Below are 17,162 nucleotides of genomic sequence, written 5' to 3' on the forward strand. Positions count from 1 at the left end.
TAGTATATTTCATCGTGATGGTCGATAAAAGTACTTTCTTTTTCGCCGATAGGAAAGCAGTGTACAACAGGAGATCGAACACGACCAGTACTCAGGTCGGTTTCTGATACGGGCCGCTGTCACTGTGTACCGTGATCGAGACGAAAGGCGCTCACCCAGCAGCCCGCAGTTGCGCTGGTAATAACCGCCAGCGGCCTGTATGAGACAACCGGCGAGCAGTCTCCGGTTCGGGATCGATTCCATCTTTGAGCCGGGTAAAACTGGATTTCAGGGAATCGTATTTTTACGCTCGAGGTAGTGAATACTGCAAATGAAAGACCGTGGTTTCGTATTGTATCCGACGCACGATGTTGATCGACCGTACAAGACGTTTCAGACGCCGAAAGAACGCAACCGATCATACCTGCCGTCCATGAGTCGCGACGACGGTTCCTACCGGCAGTTCGACGAGCTGTCCCGTGAACGGGTGAGCCCATGAGCATCGAGATCACCGAGTTCGACGTGGCCGATCGCGACGAGTGGAACGAACTAGTGAGTCGGTCGGCAGCGGGGACGTTCTTTCACCACTACGATGTTCTCGAGGTAATCGAAGAACACGCGTCCGCACGCCTGTATCCGCTGGTCGGTCACAAGGGGCAAGAGCCAGTCGGGCTCTTTCCAGTCTTCGAACTGCGGAACAAGGCTATCACGATGGCGTTCTCACCACCGCCCGAGCTAGGACTTCTGTTTCTAGGCCCCGCGACATTGATGCACGACGGTCTCAAGCGGCGGAAACAGGAGCGCCGGCGAAGACGCTTCATTGAGGGCTGTCTCGACATTATCGAAGAGAGAGTGAATCCACGGTACTACCGGTTTTGTACCCCGGTCGGGTACGAGGATCCACGACCGTTCACGTGGAACGAGTACGAGACGTCACCACTACACACCTATCGGCTCGATCTCGAACGCGATACCGAGGAAATCAAGCGATCGTTTTCGAAGTCGCTCCGGCGGTACCTCGATCCCGACGAGGACAACCGGTTCGTGATTGAAGAGGGTGATCAGGATGCGATCCGATTCATACACGAGCAGGTAACAGCACGCTACGAAGCCCAAGATAAGACGTATTCTGTTCCGCTCGAGTTCTTGTTGGACCTCTACGAGCAATCCGCCGACGGGCACGTTAGACCGTATATCGCTCACGTCGATGGCGAGCGTGTGAGCGGTATCATCGTGCTCGAAGACAAGTCGACCATCTACTTCTCGGAAGGTGGCGGCAAACCTGACATCGACTTTCCGATTAACGATATCCTCCACTGGCGGATCATACGAGACGCGCGCGAGCGTGGGATCGAAACGTACGATCTCTATGGTGCGAATACGCCCCGAATCTGCGAGTACAAATCGAAGTTCAACTCGGACTTAGCAACCTACTACGAGGCTGAGAAGGGATCGCTAGTCATGAGTACTGCCGCAAAGTTGTACAAAAAATACGGATAGCGTCCGAAATCGGTTGGCAGAATCATACCACTGGTCGTACTGGATTGAAATTCGGGCGATATGCTCCCGTAATGAATTACTGATACAGTCTGAGCGGTCGGCGAGCAACGGACGGTCCGTGCCGTCTACTGTTCCGACTCAACGAAAGTACGTGGTTCTGGTCGGGTAAATCAGCTTAGCTCTCGATGTTCGCTGGTACAGACCGCAGGCAACGTTCACGTATGCATGAAAGACGGGGGATAGCTTTTCTGACGTGGTTCACGTTACCCTGAACAACCGTGACTATTCATACAATCGTTCCAGGTCCCGCCGTCCGAACCGAGAGGCACGTCGTCCCATCGAGTTACCACTCTGCGGCCGCCTCACCGCCGGTCACCAGGGAATGAGCCGACGCACCGCTGTCCTCTACGCCAGTGCGATAGTCGCCTTGCCGATCGCAGCGATCATCGGTATTGCCGCGCCACTTTGGCTGGGACTTACTAACCTCGCCATTCTAGGCCTGTACTTTGCAATTCCGATGCTCGTTTCGCCGGTTATCGTCCGACGGGTGTGGACTGACCGAACGAGGAGCCACTCTTTCATCACGTTTGTCGACTGGCGGGCGCTATCGATACTGTTTCACGTGGTCCTGAGCGTGCTCGTTCTCGTCGTGGCCGTCTCCGATGTCCGACCCACGACGTTCTTTCTGGGAATCGGCGTCCTCTACACACTGTGTTTCCTGCTCGCCGTGTCGGTCGACGGGAACGCAAGTCAGTCGGTCGTCCTCTATCATATTGTAATCGCTCTGTTACTCGTTATTTTTAGCGTAACCCTCAAATACGGCTTTTTTGTCGGTCGGACCGATCTGTCGACGCATATTGCGCTGACAAACGAAGTCATCAAGACGGGATCGTCGCCAACACAGGTACCAGAGTACGAACCGTTCACCCTGTGGCACACCCTCACGGCAGCCACCTATCAGGTATTCGGTGGCTGGCTCACCCCACATGCCACAATGTATCTCGTCTCTGGGCTGGTTTTCGGTGCTGGTGTCCCGACGATGTACTCATTTTCTCGCCGGGTATACCCAAACAAACGGGTCGGCCTCCTCTCGTGTCTTCTCCTGATTTCGTTTCCTCTGTATATTTTCTATGGTATGTACTCGATTCCTCGGAGCATCACGTCCGTGCTCTTCCTCGGATTGCTACTTGCGATCGTGACGCCGCCGTCGCCCCGAACGAAGGCATTGAGTTTACTGTTTCTCATCGGAATCACCGTCTACCACACGGTCTCGATCCCGTTCGTTCTGGTGATACTCCTGCTCCTGTTCGTCACGGAACGGCTCCTTGGTCGTCGGGCCAGGATCGTCGACAGCTTTGTGCTTACCTCGGCCGTCCTTATCACGAGCATCTACTGGCTGTATCGCGCAGAGTTTATTATTACGAGAATCGCCGGCGCGATTGTCACCAGTTTCTTTGGTACCGCCGAGGAAACTGCACCCTCGAGCGTGCTCACCGAGCCATGGGTCGAACTCGCCAATTACGCCCAGTACGCGCTTCTTCTGGGATTCGTTCTCCTCGGCGTCCTGTTCTGGCTTCGATCCACTCGAACGCACGACTCGACGTTCGTCGCGGTCGGGCTCCTGACCGTCTTGATGGTCCCACTCATCTTTCCAGGACCGACACTCCTGCTCGACTCGCTGGTCGGAGTGAACGTCGGCCGGTTCGGACACTACAGTTTCATGCTTGTGTCAATCACCGGAGCCGTGGGGCTACACTACCTGCTGAAACTGGGTGGGTTCAGAACCTTCGTCGTCCTTCTCGTCGTGATATCCTGTCTTTCCGTCACGGCCGTGTCAAACGACTTCGTCGCCACGGACAATCCAATGGTTGAACGGCCGTTCTACACGTATTATCTCACCGATCAAGAACGGCAGTCGTTCGAAACGATCGACGACCACCAGACCGGTGAGATCGGTGCCGACCGAGTTACCTGTCGCTATCTGCGGGAGATGCACTCGTCGGAGTGTGCGAGAATCGATGTGGCAGACGATAACCTGTTCGACGGGTACGACGGTGTTATCATCCGGGAGGGAGAACTGACACGACGGCCGTTACAGTTCACTGAGTACGTCTATGCCGATGAGCTCCCGTGGGAGGAGCTGGACGATCGAAACAGAGTATACGATTCGGGATCGGTATCGTTCTACGCATAACGGATGCCCACCATCGCCGTTCTCCGAGGTTGGACGAGGTGCCGCTGGAAGCCCAGTTAGTACTCGGAGTACTGTCGAAGATCAGAACGGATGGTCTGATAGTTGCCGGCGAGAACCGATTCGTAGACTACCGAATCCCCATCGTAAAATAGCTTCGAGAGGACCGTCCTGAACTGCTCGTCGAGGGTGGGATCCGAGGTAACTCGCTGACGAAGGTCGTTACACTTCGAAACGTAGCGATCGGGGAAGTCGCCATCGTAATCGAAGACGCCACGACAGACGAGATGGGCGAGCGCGTCGGGTGGCGCAGGGATGTAGAACCCGTCGCGGTTGATCCGGCGATCGAGCATCGCGGCTTCCACGTCCGGGTCGACCCGGATCTGCGACCCATCGAGCGTCGACTTGTAGGCCAAGTGGTTCTCCAGATCCATGACGATGGCGCCGTTACGGAACGTCCGTTCGACGTAATTCCTGTTGGAGAAATCCGCCGTAGTGACGGTCTCTTTTACGATTTCGATGACGTGTGACGGCGAGGTCGTGATCGTCTCTATGGTTTGCTGCGGTTGGCTCATCCCGGCGGATGCGAGTTTGAGGACGTTTCGGGCCGTCGGTTCGTCCAGTTCGAAGTCGTTCGCACAGATCCGGACCCCAACATCGAACGAAGACGCCTCGACGAATACGTCGATGTCGCTACCTGTAATCGCGTCCGGGAGGTCGTCATATCCACGGAGAACGACGTATCGGATGTTTTGGTCTTCGAAAGAGTCGAAGACACTAAAAATCGCCTCCTGCTGACCGGGGCTGATACTCATTTTATTTCGTGAAGTGTCTCGTTCGCTTCTCGAATGACGGTCGCAAAGTGATCGAACTCGTCCGGAGACAGCTCGATTCGGCAGCTATCGAGATGGATGTGGATCACGCCAACGGTGTTGTACTCGATGCGGCACGTATCGATCTCGGAGAGTTCGAACGCGGCGAGTTCTTGTTCAACGATTCCCATGGTCGAGTTGCTTTTGAGCTGCGGTCACGTTTTCGGCAAAGGTCTCGAAGTCATCAATGCTCATTTCGATCCGCGTGTTTCGCAAGTGGACGTGGATTCCCTCGCCGATGTTATCTTCGACGACGAACTTGGTGGGTACGATGTCCGGTGTTGGGTCGACGGAATCGGAAGCCAACATCTGAATGAATACGTTCATACTGATGTCTGGATAGCTACGTCCCTTGAGAAAATAAAGCTCTCCCCAGAAACTGAGGCGGCTATCATTACGCCTAGTCCTCGTCCGTAGCCTCCGAGACCACGACCGGTTCGATACCGTCTCCGTCGGTCTTCGAGTCTTTATAAAGACTGAACCAGTATCCTATCTGACCGAGAATCGGGAGAGGGTCGTCTTTCGAGACGATGTCGTAACAACAGGGCTTCGACGATGGGGTAAAGAACTCGCGCATTGCAACGAGTCGGTTCTCGCGCTCCATCGCCTGTAACCAGTCGTGAAAGAGGGACCGTGCCTGTACGCCGACATCGTATGTGAGGTCCTGTTCGAGGGGCTCATCGGTAGCGAATCGATAGAGCAGATAGGGGAAATCGACCCCCGCAAATACGGACAACGCCAGACTCCCCCACAGGCGCGGGTTAATTTCCATTAGCTTCGGCTCGCCGTCCCGCCGATCGTATCGATATTCTGCCATAGCGACGCCTTGCCACCCGAGCGATGAGAGCAGTCGATCCGAGATTGCCACCAGCTCCGGATCCGAAATCGTCTCGCGGAACGTGCTCGCGCCGCCACCGGGTGGACGCGACCGGAGACGGTGTTGGACCGTGATGCCTGACAGCGTTGACGAGCGATCATACATCGTATAGACACCACGTTCGCCTCCGTTCGGTATGAATTCCTGAAGAATCACCGGGCCGTGTTGACGGAGTGTCCGCCGGTAGACACGGACGAGTTCCTCGTGTGAATCACAAACGGAAACCCCCTTTCCGCCGCTTCCTCGCCGCGGTTTTACGACTACCGGATAGCCACCGAGCGTCGATTCGATCGAATCGAGGTCGATCTCGTCGGACAAACGAGATTTCGGATGGGGAATGTCGTATCTCCTCGCGGCCTTGATCGTCGCTTCCTTGTCCAATCCAACTTTCAGCTGGTCGTACGGGAGGAAGGGGACGTTCGTGTGCTCTTCTAACTGAGATTTGTGCCTGACTACGACTTCTACTGTCTTTTGATCGACGGGCAAGATCATGCCGTAGTCGTGGTCCTGTAGTTCCTGCTCTATCGATCGAACGAACTCGCCTGGTTTTTCTGCCGGTTTCGGATACGTTACGCACCGAGAGACGTATTTGGATGTTTTGCCAGCGTTCCACCGAATGGAGCTCCCTGCGGTTACGGCAAACCCTCGATTCCCCAAGCTCCGGATGGCAACGAGACCGTGTTTCGCGTGAGCGTCCAGAACAAATACGCGGTCCATAATAGTCGATACCGCTTCTACCTCCTCAATCACCCGCGGCACGCATAAGAGGCTGGCATACATATACTGGCTCGAATTATATTAATTTTATATCTAATATGATATTTTGTGTATTAATACTGGAAAACATTTTGGAATGAAATCCGGTAGTCTGCCATCCCAAACTCACTCTAGATAGCCGAGATCGGAAAGGCGGTCTTCGACTCGGTGGTCCTCGGTCGCGACTGACTCAACTCCAGTAAAACGCGGGTAGTTTTGCGTCCCGATGGGCTCGACGCATGAGAGGGGCGCTCCATCCATTCGCTCGTCATACGGAATATTTAGCGTCGATAGGACGGTCGGTGCCACGTCAAAGAGTTGCGCACCCTCGAGGTCAGCGTCAGGCATTATATCCGCGCCGATTGCCGCAAAGGTCCCCTCAAATTTGTGATTCCACGGTTCCGTCGGGGGCCCGAACTGCTCACCTCGGAGTTTGGTGGACAGGAAATGATCGAAGTCCGCCGGAACAGTCACGATATCTACACTGCGGTCGCTCTCCGGCCCGTGGAAGTGTTCCTCGCGCGGCAGAACAGCTTCGAAGACTGGCTTACCGTCGGGAGTCGTGACGGATCGGAGCACCTCTATCAGATCGGTACGCACCGCTTCGTATTCTGATGGTGGAACCACCCCGTCCGGGTCGCGCCCTTCAAGATTAATGCGAACGCCGAGTTCGATCCGGGCACGCATGTACGCCACTGAGTCGGGAAAAGAGACCCGGGTTTCGCCGGCTTTGACGAGCGTCGAAGGTACGCGTTTCGCGACCGGTTCTGTAATTCCGAGCCGATCGAGCAATGTACCGACCCGCTGGCTCGTGACTCCGGCTTTGGCGGCGGCCGCGATAATCCGCTCGATGGCACCCTGTTCGTGACGCGTGGCCGACTCCCCTTCCTTGAGGTTCGCGTCCCGAACTGTCGCCCACGTCGGCATTCCGCGTCCGCCGCTTTCGATTTCGACGTACCCCTCCTCGAAGAGGTAATCATTCACTCGGAATTCGTATCCGTTGTACGGGCCGATCCCGTGATCGCTGGCGACGATCACGTTGTCCGGGTCGCAGATCTCGAGTAGGTCGTCCACCTGACGGTCCACCTCGCGATAGATCGTCCGGATCGCGTCGTCATCGTCCGGACGCGCGTGAAAAATCGAGTCCGTCGCTTGGAACTGCACGAACCCGAACGTCGGATCGAAACGATCCGCGAGATACTGGAACGCTTCTCCACGCATACGGACGCACGACTGACACGATTCGGTGAGCCCTACAACGTCGTTCTCGGGTGGATAGACACGATAGGTACCGATCGCGTTCCGAACCTCATCGAGTAACCCTTCGGGGTGACACTCGGGGTCTTCCGGCGCAGTGTAGCCAGGGATGAGTGCGCCGTCGAACGCACGCGGGGGATGAGTCACAGGGACATTTACGATGACGCTCGTTGTTTCATGTTGTCCGAGCAGCTCCCAGAGGGTTCGCTCTCGGACATCCGTCGCGTTGACCACATCCCACTCGTAGTTGTCGAAGGAGAGGAAGCTGAAGACGCCGTGCTTTCCGGGATTCATCCCCGTGTAAAGCGACGGCCACGCCGACGCCGTCCACGGTGGAATCTGTGAATCGAGCGGGCCGCTCGCTCCGTTTTCGAAGATCGATGCCAGTGTCGGTAGCTCCCCATCCTCGAACAAGGGCTGTAACACTCGATCACAGGCCGCATCGATGCCGATCAGCAGTGTCTCCAACGAAGTGCTGTGATCCATCGGTCGTTTTCGGCTGGTGGAAGGTTTCGTTATACGCTTGATACAGATACTCCGCTACGTACCTGGCGTGATCCGCTGCAGTAATAGTATTTTAGCTCGACGACTTCCGCCGCTCCTACGGCGAGCTCATCTATTTCGACGATTGAGCAGTCTTAGTCCCTCAATTCCTGGCAGAATGGTCAAACTATAGAGGCATTGATCCAATGAGCACGCCTTTTGGCTAGCGAAAACGGTCGTACAGTGATTTGAGGACGTTCGTTGTCTTGGATGACCGTTCGAGCGAGAAATACGATCGAACGTCGGGGTTGAACTTCGATTTGTATTTACAGATCCGGCGGTTATTCGCGCCGACGAGATCGTACCGTTCGATGCCACGGTTACGCGCGTCTTGGATTACGTGCCAATCAAGGATGTCAGTCGCTGGCACGTCGTGATCGCGATCATTGATAGACTGCCAACGGTATATCGTCTCGTCGTCCTCCAACGTGATCAAACCGCCGACAAATACTCCATCGGAGCGGCAGACGTAGCCACGCACGGTCCCCTCCGGCAGTTTTCGGTACAGATCGGAGGCGAACGACGGTGGAACGTCGTATGTGACGCCCTGCTCAGCGTGGCGATCATGTACGTTGGTTATTATTTCCTCGATATCGTCCGCTTTCCCTTCCAATAGCTCATAACTATCCTCGTTCGTTCGGCGAACGTTCCGCCGAACATCGCTGCTAAAGGTCATAAACAGCTCATCGGGGGAGCGTGAAATGTCAATCTCGTAGGTATAGCGCGGAGTGATATCGAAATTACTCCAGATGAACGGGCGGGGGTCAGTGTACTCCGTTCCAGTTCTGACGTGGACGTACTGAGGGTCGATTTCGTGCTCTATCTCCTCGAAGACCGCCTCGTTGAATCGGCAGTGGCGTTTTTCGGCTTTTCTCTGTTTCGCTTTCCCTTGATTGAGCAGCGTCGGACCGAGATACGATATCTTCAGGTCAGGTGGTGGCGAGAACGCGGCTTGGATCGGTCCTCGCGACAGAGAAAACACCGGAAAGAGGCCGACGGCTTCCTGTCCTTTGTATCCAACGAACGGGTACAAGGTCGTGTTCGAATAGTCTGTAAATACATCTAGGGCTTCGAACCAATGAAACGGCGTTCGTTGCTGAGAGCGATCGACTAATTCGTTCCATTCATCGGCATCATCTGCGAGCGAAACATCGATACTCATCGTTCTACCTCGAATTCCGGAGGCCTCCTCGAGCGGGGCTTACACAGTGACGTCGTCGATGTCGGCTAGGCTATGTTGTATACAATCAATCGACAAAAGACTATGTGATGCCGACTATATTATGCCAAATTAATCCCATCATACAAACACATTGTATGTTCTACAGAACATTTGTATTGGTCTCTACTGTGTTTTAGAATATAGTTATAAAATTGGGCGAGGCACCAGTACACAACAAGTATGATCGGATTCTGCCCCGTGAACCTTAGCGAAACAGATTCGACAGGCTCGACCGGTGAGACGTGTGCGAGGTCGGCCGGAAGGAAGATCCAATATCGAAGTACTTCCAGAATCTCTCGTCCAGCGTCGACAAAACGTCGTGCGAAGCTCTTCTCATTGATCCCAAATACATATTACCTCTTCTCGAAATCAGTAATATCTTGATGAAGCGCCGACCTGTCTCGTCCAGGTCGATTACAAAGTCGATCATTTATTACGGCATGGGGAATACGACCGCTGAATCGGAACGATGAGGGCTACAGAAACGAGGGTCAGGTTCCCTCATTTTGCGTCTCAAGAAGCCGCTTCTGTACCCGCATAGTCTCGGCCTCAGTTCACAAGATGCTGCTATCAGTACTACACTCGGCGAACACGCCTGCAATGAACCCGTTGCGTTCTTGCGCGATCGAGAAGCCTCCGACCGACCTGGGCAAAATCATGGGACGGGACTCCGAGAGCAAATGAGAGGGACTCATCCGCCGTCGCTCTCCGTTCACAAAGGGAGGGATGCAAGTCGACCCTAATCGATGGCAAGATCACTCTCTGCAACGGCGCTCTCGATCTTCGCCTCGAGGATTTTCATCCTCACCATCAGCATAATTTTCACGCCGATTCTCGTCCGCCTGCTCGGGCCCACGCAGTACGGGCAATACGCGGTGATCCTGTCCGTTTATGGACTGATCAGTATCGTCATGCGGCAAGGAACGCAGGAGTCGATTCGTAAGTACATCTCCGAACGGACCGATTTGGAGTGGCAAAGCGCCGTTTTCGGCTACGTTCTTCGACCGGTAGTCGTACTCGGTCTCGTCGTCGGCAGTGGATTCGTGTTCGCCGCCTGGTCTGGGCTGGCCGCACGCGTGTTCGGCGACGCGTTCACTTCTCTGTTTTATCTTCTGGGTCTCTACGCGATCTGTCGACAGTTCCGAACTCACATACTCTATACACTCATGGGACTGCAACTTGAGTCCCGCTCTGAGTTGCTTTATATCATCCGGAAAGTGATGTTCGTGACGCTTTCTCTCACGGTCGTCTATCTCGGCCACGGCGTGGAAGGAGTGCTGATCGCCGATATCATGACCAATACAGTTGTCGCCGTTATCGGATTGGGATTCGTCTCGCGGGAAATCTCGCTACGGTCAGCCATTTCACCGGCGGACGTCGGGCTACCGAAAAGACAGATATTCAACTACGCCATCAGTTCGGTCTTCTTTTTTTTATTTCTTACCTCGCTGTATCACGTCGATGTCCTCCTGCTTCAGTACTGGACCAGTGACGAGGTCGTCGGCTACTACAAAGGCGCGCTGGCGATCGCCGAGGTTCTCTGGTTAGCGCCGAAAGCCGTCCAGCTCTCGATATTACAGCGCGTCTCGATGCTGTGGAATCGGGACGAGATCGATGCGATCCAGCGAAAGGCCCAATTGGTTACGCGGTACGTCTTTTTGTTCACCGCACTCCTTACGCTCGGAATGGCCGTGCTGGCCGCTGATTTTGTCCCCCTCTATCTCGGCGAGTCGTTCGATTCAGCGGTCACACCGCTGCAACTCCTCCTTCCGGGGGTACTCGGCTTCGCCATGGCACGTCCAACGCTCGCTATAAATCAGGCTCGTCGCTCCCTCCGACCGTTACTCGTTGCGACCGGCGCCTGCTCGCTCGTCAATCTCATCCTGAATCTCCTCCTGATACCCACGTACGGAATGATCGGTGCTGCTATCGCCACGTCCATTGGTTACGGTAGTCTCGTGGTCTTTCAATCGCTGGCTGCGCGTCACATGGGATACGACCCGCTCGGTGGACTGCAGGTGCGACCGACGCTTCTCACACTAGGTGCGACTGCTGCGGTGATATTCCCGCTCGCCAGTGGACTCTCTTCGTCACTGATCGCACTAATCGTCGTTCCACCGGTCGGGGCCATAATTTATGTAACGGCTGCGGTCGCAACCGGCACTGTGACTGTTACCGACATCGAGAACATTATCAGCAGCATCGAGCTCATCCCGAATCGAGTCGAACGACGAATCGTCTTGGTTCTCGATCGGATTCCGAAGATTTAGACGGAACCGTCTCCACGTGCACGTCTCATCTATTGTCTTCAGCATTTCATCGGCTCGATTTCACTGACGTCGTGCCTGACTCGTTCTGGTAAATAGTTGGCTTTGATGTGACCCGGTGGTACCGTATCGGCGAGACTTTTCGTCGGTAGCATAGAACGCAGTGGGTTCCTACCGGACGATCCTCCGCCACAGACGGACTAACGACTTAGTATAGGATATAGAATCTGTGTTCGGATTCGGGGCGCGAAACGAGCGTAGTGCATTCATAGAGGACCGATCACTGGACCGAGACCTGCGCCAGTTAGCTCTGAGGACTCGCTCGAAGCCCGATAAAAAGGGGCGGGGGTCGTCAATCCGGAAGACGTCAAAATGTGGTGTCGTGTAGCACGATTCGAGTATCTCCCACGCCCTCCCTGCGAACGACGGTCGGTCGGCTAACGTCGGTTCATCGTTGAGGACGCTAAAAAGGTGCTTCAACTCGCCGTGGAGGAAATGACTCCTCACACCCACCTCGTAGTGAGGATCGATCAAATCCTGCCGTCCCGTCGCCTGGCACCAATAATCAAACGGGAAATCAGCGCCGGCCCGAACAGCACACGGGAGCGACTGCCACATCCGGGGATTGATCTCGAGTAACTTGTACTCGCCCGTCTCCGTGTCCTTCGCGTACTCCACGCAAGCGAGGCCGTGCCAATTAAGGCTATCCAAGAGTTGTTCGCCGACCGATTTCAGTTCGGGGTTCTTGATAGACTCCCGATAGACACCGCCGCCGTTGGCATAGGTGTTTCCGCGAATTTGTCTGTGCTGAAACGTGGTCACCGGCTCGCCGTGGTCGTAGAGGGCTCCGAATACGTACTGTGATTCGCATTGGACGTACTCTTGCGCGATCGGGACGTGATCCATCTCCGCAGCGATCGCAGCAACATCGATATCGCTACCGGATTTAACGTACCGTATCCCGTCTGCGAAGTCGGATTCAGTTGGCGAGTACGATGGCAGGTACTCCTCTGCGAGGAGATTGTATCGGGATTTGATGACGTAATCAGAGTCCCACTCGTCGACCTCATCGAGGGACCGGGTTTCCGGAACAGGAATCCCTGCCGCCGATGCAGCCTCGTGGAGACGCATTCGATCGTGAACGGTTTTGAGTACGTCGAGTGGCGGTACAACGAGCGACACGTACTGTTCGAATTCGTCCCGATACTTCGCGAATACGTAGGGATCCTCCGGTCGCGTCGGGATAATCGTTCGAACGTTCGGACGAGCGGCAATTCCTTTCAGCGAATCTTTGTAGGCAAACAGGTCATCGCTAGGTGCCGGAATTCGGACCCGTTCGTCACAGAATCGGGAGGCACCGGCCGGGACGCTCCTGTGCTCCGATGCGACGATCGTACGAACACCGTGACGGCCCAGCGAACGCACGCACGGGTAACTCCAGGGAGTGAACCCTGTCGGAATAAGAACTGATACCCGATCAGCTGTTTTTTCCGCCATAGAGTTCTGAATGATTCCATTGTCCAGTCAACACCGCGAAAAGGGTATAGGAATGTGCTTCAGATAAATCAGACATTGTCAGACAAAAAGGAGTGCTAGGTCGATGTAATTCTTTACGCATCGATGAACGTCGTCGGATCGACGCCGTCGGCGTAATTACAGTTCTGTTTATAAATGAATATCTATGTGACCATAAGTTATTTCTAACAGCTCGACAAGAGATTTACGGTCATTGCCGTCGTTATCACCGTATATGACGACGCCTCACCGGGTTCAGGTCGTGCGGAGACAAATCGGGTTGATGGGTGCAGTAATACTCACGCTGACCGCCCTAGAGGCGCTGTCGTACGGGCTATTTTTTGGCGTTTCACTGCTCGGGTTCTTGATCGTAACGGAGCTGTCAAGCTCGCAGGTCGTAACCGTACCATGGCGATCACGACTCCGGCGGCTCGGAGCACTCGGTCTTTTCGTCTACGCGGTCATCGCGACCCTTCGGCTCTCCGACCTCCTTTCGGCTGTAACGCTTCCGTAGCAACGGCCGCCCGAGTGGCCATCATTCTCGACGCGAACCCCAGTAACAGATCAGCTGCCAATCGCCTTCTTCGGCTCCTGGAGCGACCTCGAGATTGACGGGCTGATCTAGTCCGACTGCGAAGCCGACGGCGAGGAACGACGCAGTGGGGTGATCGAATCGGTCGAGGTCGCCGAGGACACTTCCGGAGACGGTAACAGTAACAGATTCTTCCCCGATGTCATACGGCTCGATGGCGTCTGCGAGTTCGAAGACCTCCACGAGACCGCCGGCGAGCTGGGCTGTGAGTGGCTGCGGGTCGGTTGCCAGTTCGTCTTCGAGCACACGCTCGAAGTGCCGAAAGAGGCGTCCGGCAGTTGGTTCGAACGTCAATTCGCGACCATGCCCGCTGGTGTTCGGACCATCGAGGTTTAAATTGGTAGATTTCGACAGCTGCAGGCGTGCCGACACGGCGCCGTCACTCGGTACATACGTCGGTTCAGTTCGCAGTCCGAGCTCGTCTGCAATCGTGACTTGGTTGGCGGCGGCTGCCGTAGAGATGTGATCAGCGACCGTTGCATCGACGACACGATCAAGTGAGAGGGTGTATGCAAGCAGCCCTCCGAACAGCCCCGTTCCAGCCAGCGCGAACAGAACTCGACGTGCATCGGGGAAGACGACGCCGGCGCCGGCGGCGATGAACCCAACGACGGCTAGTCCGAGCGTCATCCGTCGGTAGCGAGACCAGGAAGATGATTCGTATTCGATCCAGTCTCGTTCGTCTCGAGACGGGACCCCGAATTGGTCGTCTCTTACCTCTCCTTCCTGAGGATCTGTTGTGGCTTCCGTCGAAACGGCGTTGTTGGAGTTTTTGCCGCTCATCTGTAGATAATATCTCGGAACTGACCGAGAGGGCAAGCGAAAAGAACGACGTGAGGACACACCGACCGCTCTGTCGTGACATGGGGAAGAGACGAGGAGACTCGAGCGCTTCCCGATGGTGGCCACACAGCTCGGGCGCGCTCAGCAATCGATGTATACTGCATATCCGCGTAATATACTTGATTCGATTTGAAACCCACTGATGATCAAAACGATTAAATCAGTATTAATTCGGCCGAGCGTAGCCTGTGACTGGCTCGTACCTCGAGATATTCAGCTGGTATCACGGACCTCGCGTAGATTCTGTCATCTGTCGACCAATGATCAGCCGGGTCGAGCGCACTCTAGGCCGTAAAGGTGGGTTCCGACCAATCCCGTCAGATTCTTTTTGTGGCAGGAACCACTGCACCATTCATTCACAGTGGCTGACTGACCAAACTTAAGTGTCGGACGTTGAATTATTGGTGATGGCCGACGCTCGTCCGTCGACGGTCTCCCGGCTACGAGACATACAAGTCCCCCCAGCGGACCTCACAGCAGTGGTCGCGATAGTGGCCCTTGCTAATTTCATCGTATTCGCCCCCGTAATTCGAGAGACGCCGCTTCGGGTTCCGATCGGCATTGTGTTCGTACTCTTCGCTCCAGGATACGCCCTCGTCGCCGCGCTCTTTCCCGAACGTGGCGAGAGGGATGCTGAGACGACTGCATTCGAGACGGACGCCAGATCCGAGAGTAACCGTCTCGACCCCCGGTTCTGGAATGCGCCGTGGCCCACGAGAATCGACGGGATCGAGCGTGTCGCCTACGCGGTCGGGACGAGCCTCGTAGTCGTTCCCCTCATTGCCGTCTCACTCGATCTCACACCGTGGGGGATTCGGCTGATCCCGTTTATAACCGCGGTCTCTATGTTCACGCTGATCACGACAGCCGTTGCCACCGCTCGTCGATGGACCGTTCCGGCAGCGGAACGGTTTCGGGTTCCGTACCGATCGTGGCTGGCGACGGGGCGCGCTACACTGTTCGATACGCGCGCGGACGCGGCACTGAACCTCCTGCTGATCGGGTCCGTCGTCCTCGCGATTGGAAGCGTTGGCTACGCCGCCACGGTTCTCCCGCAGGACGATGAGTTCTCGGCGATTTACCTCCTCTCGGAAGACGGCGAATTCGAGGCCGACGGCTACCCGACCGACCTCGAAGCCGGTGAAAACGCTGAAGTTACCGTCGGTATCGACAACCGCGAGGACCGAACGGTAAACTACACCGTGGTCGTCGTGGAACAAGACATTGAGTCGAACGGAAACGACACAATAGTCGCCGAGCAGCTGGAACTCGATCGATTCGACGTACGCGTTGCTGCCGGCGAGAGCGCCGAGTTCGGATACGAACTCGAGCCGACGATGACGGGCGAGGACGCTCGAATCATCTGGTTACTTTATCTTGACGAACCGCCGGACGACCCGTCGATATCGAACGCAAACCGGTACGTCTCACTCACGATGGACGGGGAGGCGACCGCCGAAAACACAACGGAATCCGTTGCCGGATAAGAAACTATTTATCACATCGCAGTTACGACGGCGACAACGTTCCAATTTATATCTGATATTGAACTCTGATACCGTCTTCTATTTAAAAACAAGTCCACCCCAGGAGAGAGAGGTCTGTCTGGCTACTCTGCTATCGCCCTCGCAGCCGGCGAAGGAAACCGACTGCGCCCGCCCACTCGGAACCGACCGAAACCGATGCTGCCCGCAGCGACAAGACCGATCCTCGAGCACGTCTTCGATCAGCTCATCGACGCTGGTATCGCGGAAATTGTCGTCGTCGGATACAGACGCGACCGCGTCCAGTCGCACTTCGGGCCGACGTATCGGAACGTTCAATTTACATACGTCACTCAGGAGCACCAGTTTGGGACCGGCGACGCCCTCCTGACCGTTGAATCGGCCGTCGACGGTACCTATCTCGCGATCAACGGCGACCAGATCGTCGGCAGCCGTCTCATTCGAGAAACGATCGACGGACACGAGCACGACGCTGCTGCGACCCTCGCATTGCTCCAGCGCACCGATATCGGCGAATACGGTAGCGTCACCGTCGACGACGGGGAGATTATGAGCATCGTCGAGAACCCGAGCGACTGGCGGGATTACTACATCAACGCTGGTGTCTACGTACTTGAGCCCACGGCGTTCGACGCCGTGCGAGCGGCCGAATCGAGGAATGGGGAACACCTTCTAGTGGATGGACTCTCCGAACTTGTCGATTCAGGACGTCGGGTTTGAGGAGTCGTCTTCGACGGCAGCTGGGTTGACGCGACCTATCCGTGGAACCTGCTCGACGTTTCGTTTGAACTGCTCGACGAAGGAATCATTGACGGGACACGATCGTCAGACAGTCATGAGAAGTCGGCCGTCCACGAGTTCGCAGCGATCCGAGAGCCGGTCGTGATCGATCAGGACCGCGTGATCGAACCGGGCGAGTCGTGGGACCGTACGGGTGTCTCGGAGAGAACGTGACCGTCGGGCCGAATGCGGTCGTAGAACAGAGTGTCGTCGACGCCGATCCGGAATCGTATTGGCGACAGCAGCTCGTCGACGCCGGCTTTACAGTTGAACTGTGTCATCAAGTCGATAGCCACCATCGAACGGACCCTACCACGTGTTCATCACAACGCCGTCGGTGAACTCAGAGACCAGCACCTGGCTTGAGTGCTACCTAAGCTAAGCTAGAATGAATGCCGTCGACGGGATCGGCTACATCAACGTCGCAGTCGACAGCAAACAAGCGGAGTGGTTGATTGAACTC

Annotated in this window: 14 protein-coding genes; 5 read left to right on the forward strand and 9 right to left on the reverse strand. The window is 55.6% G+C overall.

Annotated features, from left to right (window positions below; genetic code table 11):
* Nucleotides 1–474 precede the first annotated feature (474 nt).
* Nucleotides 475–1,479: a GNAT family N-acetyltransferase gene (locus tag BW940_RS11850; RefSeq protein ID WP_076609429.1), complete on the forward strand. Its 1,005-nt coding sequence runs from the start codon at nucleotides 475–477 to the stop codon at nucleotides 1,477–1,479.
* A 382-nt stretch (nucleotides 1,480–1,861) separates the two neighbouring features.
* Complete coding sequence (locus BW940_RS11855; protein ID WP_076609430.1) at nucleotides 1,862–3,673, forward strand: hypothetical protein; 1,812 nt, start codon at nucleotides 1,862–1,864, stop codon at nucleotides 3,671–3,673.
* Between the two features lie 56 nt (nucleotides 3,674–3,729).
* On the opposite strand, the gene BW940_RS11860 is transcribed toward BW940_RS11855, so the two are convergent.
* The 6 genes from BW940_RS11860 to BW940_RS11885 form a co-directional block, all read right to left on the reverse strand.
* Nucleotides 3,730–4,485 (reverse strand): hypothetical protein, encoded by a 756-nt coding sequence (locus BW940_RS11860; protein WP_076609431.1) that lies wholly within the window; start codon nucleotides 4,483–4,485, stop codon nucleotides 3,730–3,732.
* Nucleotides 4,482–4,673 carry a hypothetical protein gene (locus tag BW940_RS11865; RefSeq protein ID WP_076609432.1) on the reverse strand — a complete coding sequence of 64 codons (192 nt, stop codon included), beginning with the start codon at nucleotides 4,671–4,673 and terminating at the stop codon, nucleotides 4,482–4,484. Before BW940_RS11865 ends, BW940_RS11860 begins: the two co-directional genes overlap by 4 nt.
* On the reverse strand, nucleotides 4,660–4,869 hold the full coding sequence (locus BW940_RS11870; RefSeq protein WP_076609433.1) for a hypothetical protein: 210 nt from the start codon (nucleotides 4,867–4,869) through the stop codon (nucleotides 4,660–4,662). Before BW940_RS11870 ends, BW940_RS11865 begins: the two co-directional genes overlap by 14 nt.
* A 73-nt stretch (nucleotides 4,870–4,942) precedes the next feature.
* On the reverse strand, nucleotides 4,943–6,199 hold the full coding sequence (locus BW940_RS11875; protein WP_143823895.1) for a carboxylate--amine ligase: 1,257 nt from the start codon (nucleotides 6,197–6,199) through the stop codon (nucleotides 4,943–4,945).
* Between the two features lie 102 nt (nucleotides 6,200–6,301).
* Nucleotides 6,302–7,918: an alkaline phosphatase family protein gene (locus BW940_RS11880; protein WP_076609435.1), complete on the reverse strand. Its 1,617-nt coding sequence runs from the start codon at nucleotides 7,916–7,918 to the stop codon at nucleotides 6,302–6,304.
* A 220-nt stretch (nucleotides 7,919–8,138) separates the two neighbouring features.
* Nucleotides 8,139–9,137: a lipid II:glycine glycyltransferase FemX gene (locus BW940_RS11885; protein WP_076609436.1), complete on the reverse strand. Its 999-nt coding sequence runs from the start codon at nucleotides 9,135–9,137 to the stop codon at nucleotides 8,139–8,141.
* A gap of 806 nt (nucleotides 9,138–9,943) precedes the next feature.
* Here BW940_RS11885 and BW940_RS11895 point away from each other — a divergent pair.
* Complete coding sequence (locus BW940_RS11895) at nucleotides 9,944–11,467, forward strand: lipopolysaccharide biosynthesis protein (RefSeq protein WP_076609438.1); 1,524 nt, start codon at nucleotides 9,944–9,946, stop codon at nucleotides 11,465–11,467.
* Between the two features lie 168 nt (nucleotides 11,468–11,635).
* Here BW940_RS11895 and BW940_RS11900 read toward each other — a convergent pair whose 3' ends face one another.
* On the reverse strand, nucleotides 11,636–12,889 hold the full coding sequence (locus BW940_RS11900) for a carboxylate--amine ligase (RefSeq protein WP_216819665.1): 1,254 nt from the start codon (nucleotides 12,887–12,889) through the stop codon (nucleotides 11,636–11,638).
* Nucleotides 12,890–13,514: 625 nt separating this feature from the next.
* The gene (locus BW940_RS11910) at nucleotides 13,515–14,201 is read right to left on the reverse strand and encodes a hypothetical protein (protein ID WP_084776760.1); all 687 of its coding nucleotides are present in this window, start codon (nucleotides 14,199–14,201) and stop codon (nucleotides 13,515–13,517) included.
* A gap of 620 nt (nucleotides 14,202–14,821) precedes the next feature.
* Between BW940_RS11910 and BW940_RS11915 the strand changes: the two genes are divergently transcribed.
* Nucleotides 14,822–15,901 (forward strand): DUF1616 domain-containing protein, encoded by a 1,080-nt coding sequence (locus BW940_RS11915; RefSeq protein ID WP_076609442.1) that lies wholly within the window; start codon nucleotides 14,822–14,824, stop codon nucleotides 15,899–15,901.
* Nucleotides 15,902–16,063: 162 nt separating this feature from the next.
* On the forward strand, nucleotides 16,064–16,639 hold the full coding sequence (locus BW940_RS22450) for a sugar phosphate nucleotidyltransferase (protein ID WP_328586625.1): 576 nt from the start codon (nucleotides 16,064–16,066) through the stop codon (nucleotides 16,637–16,639).
* 170 nt (nucleotides 16,640–16,809) lie between these two features.
* On the opposite strand, the gene BW940_RS22455 is transcribed toward BW940_RS22450, so the two are convergent.
* The gene (locus tag BW940_RS22455; RefSeq protein ID WP_328586624.1) at nucleotides 16,810–16,980 is read right to left on the reverse strand and encodes a hypothetical protein; all 171 of its coding nucleotides are present in this window, start codon (nucleotides 16,978–16,980) and stop codon (nucleotides 16,810–16,812) included.
* Between the last annotated feature and the right edge of the window lie 182 nt (nucleotides 16,981–17,162).

The organism is Natronorubrum thiooxidans, assembly GCF_900156475.1.
GTDB lineage: Archaea > Halobacteriota > Halobacteria > Halobacteriales > Natrialbaceae > Natronorubrum > Natronorubrum thiooxidans.

Bases quoted from the DNA above. Each gene is read 5' to 3' on its own strand.
- BW940_RS11850 (WP_076609429.1), top strand. From the start codon at position 475: ATGAGCATCGAGATCACCGAGTTCGACGTGGCCGATCGCGACGAGTGG.
- BW940_RS11855 (WP_076609430.1), top strand. From the start codon at position 1,862: ATGAGCCGACGCACCGCTGTCCTCTACGCCAGTGCGATAGTCGCCTTG.
- BW940_RS11860 (WP_076609431.1), bottom strand. From the start codon at position 4,485: ATGAGTATCAGCCCCGGTCAGCAGGAGGCGATTTTTAGTGTCTTCGAC.
- BW940_RS11865 (WP_076609432.1), bottom strand. From the start codon at position 4,673: ATGGGAATCGTTGAACAAGAACTCGCCGCGTTCGAACTCTCCGAGATC.
- BW940_RS11870 (WP_076609433.1), bottom strand. From the start codon at position 4,869: ATGAACGTATTCATTCAGATGTTGGCTTCCGATTCCGTCGACCCAACA.
- BW940_RS11875 (WP_143823895.1), bottom strand. From the start codon at position 6,199: ATGTATGCCAGCCTCTTATGCGTGCCGCGGGTGATTGAGGAGGTAGAA.
- BW940_RS11880 (WP_076609435.1), bottom strand. From the start codon at position 7,918: ATGGATCACAGCACTTCGTTGGAGACACTGCTGATCGGCATCGATGCG.
- BW940_RS11885 (WP_076609436.1), bottom strand. From the start codon at position 9,137: ATGAGTATCGATGTTTCGCTCGCAGATGATGCCGATGAATGGAACGAA.
- BW940_RS11895 (WP_076609438.1), top strand. From the start codon at position 9,944: ATGGCAAGATCACTCTCTGCAACGGCGCTCTCGATCTTCGCCTCGAGG.
- BW940_RS11910 (WP_084776760.1), bottom strand. From the start codon at position 14,201: ATGACGCTCGGACTAGCCGTCGTTGGGTTCATCGCCGCCGGCGCCGGC.
- BW940_RS11915 (WP_076609442.1), top strand. From the start codon at position 14,822: ATGGCCGACGCTCGTCCGTCGACGGTCTCCCGGCTACGAGACATACAA.
- BW940_RS22455 (WP_328586624.1), bottom strand. From the start codon at position 16,980: ATGACACAGTTCAACTGTAAAGCCGGCGTCGACGAGCTGCTGTCGCCA.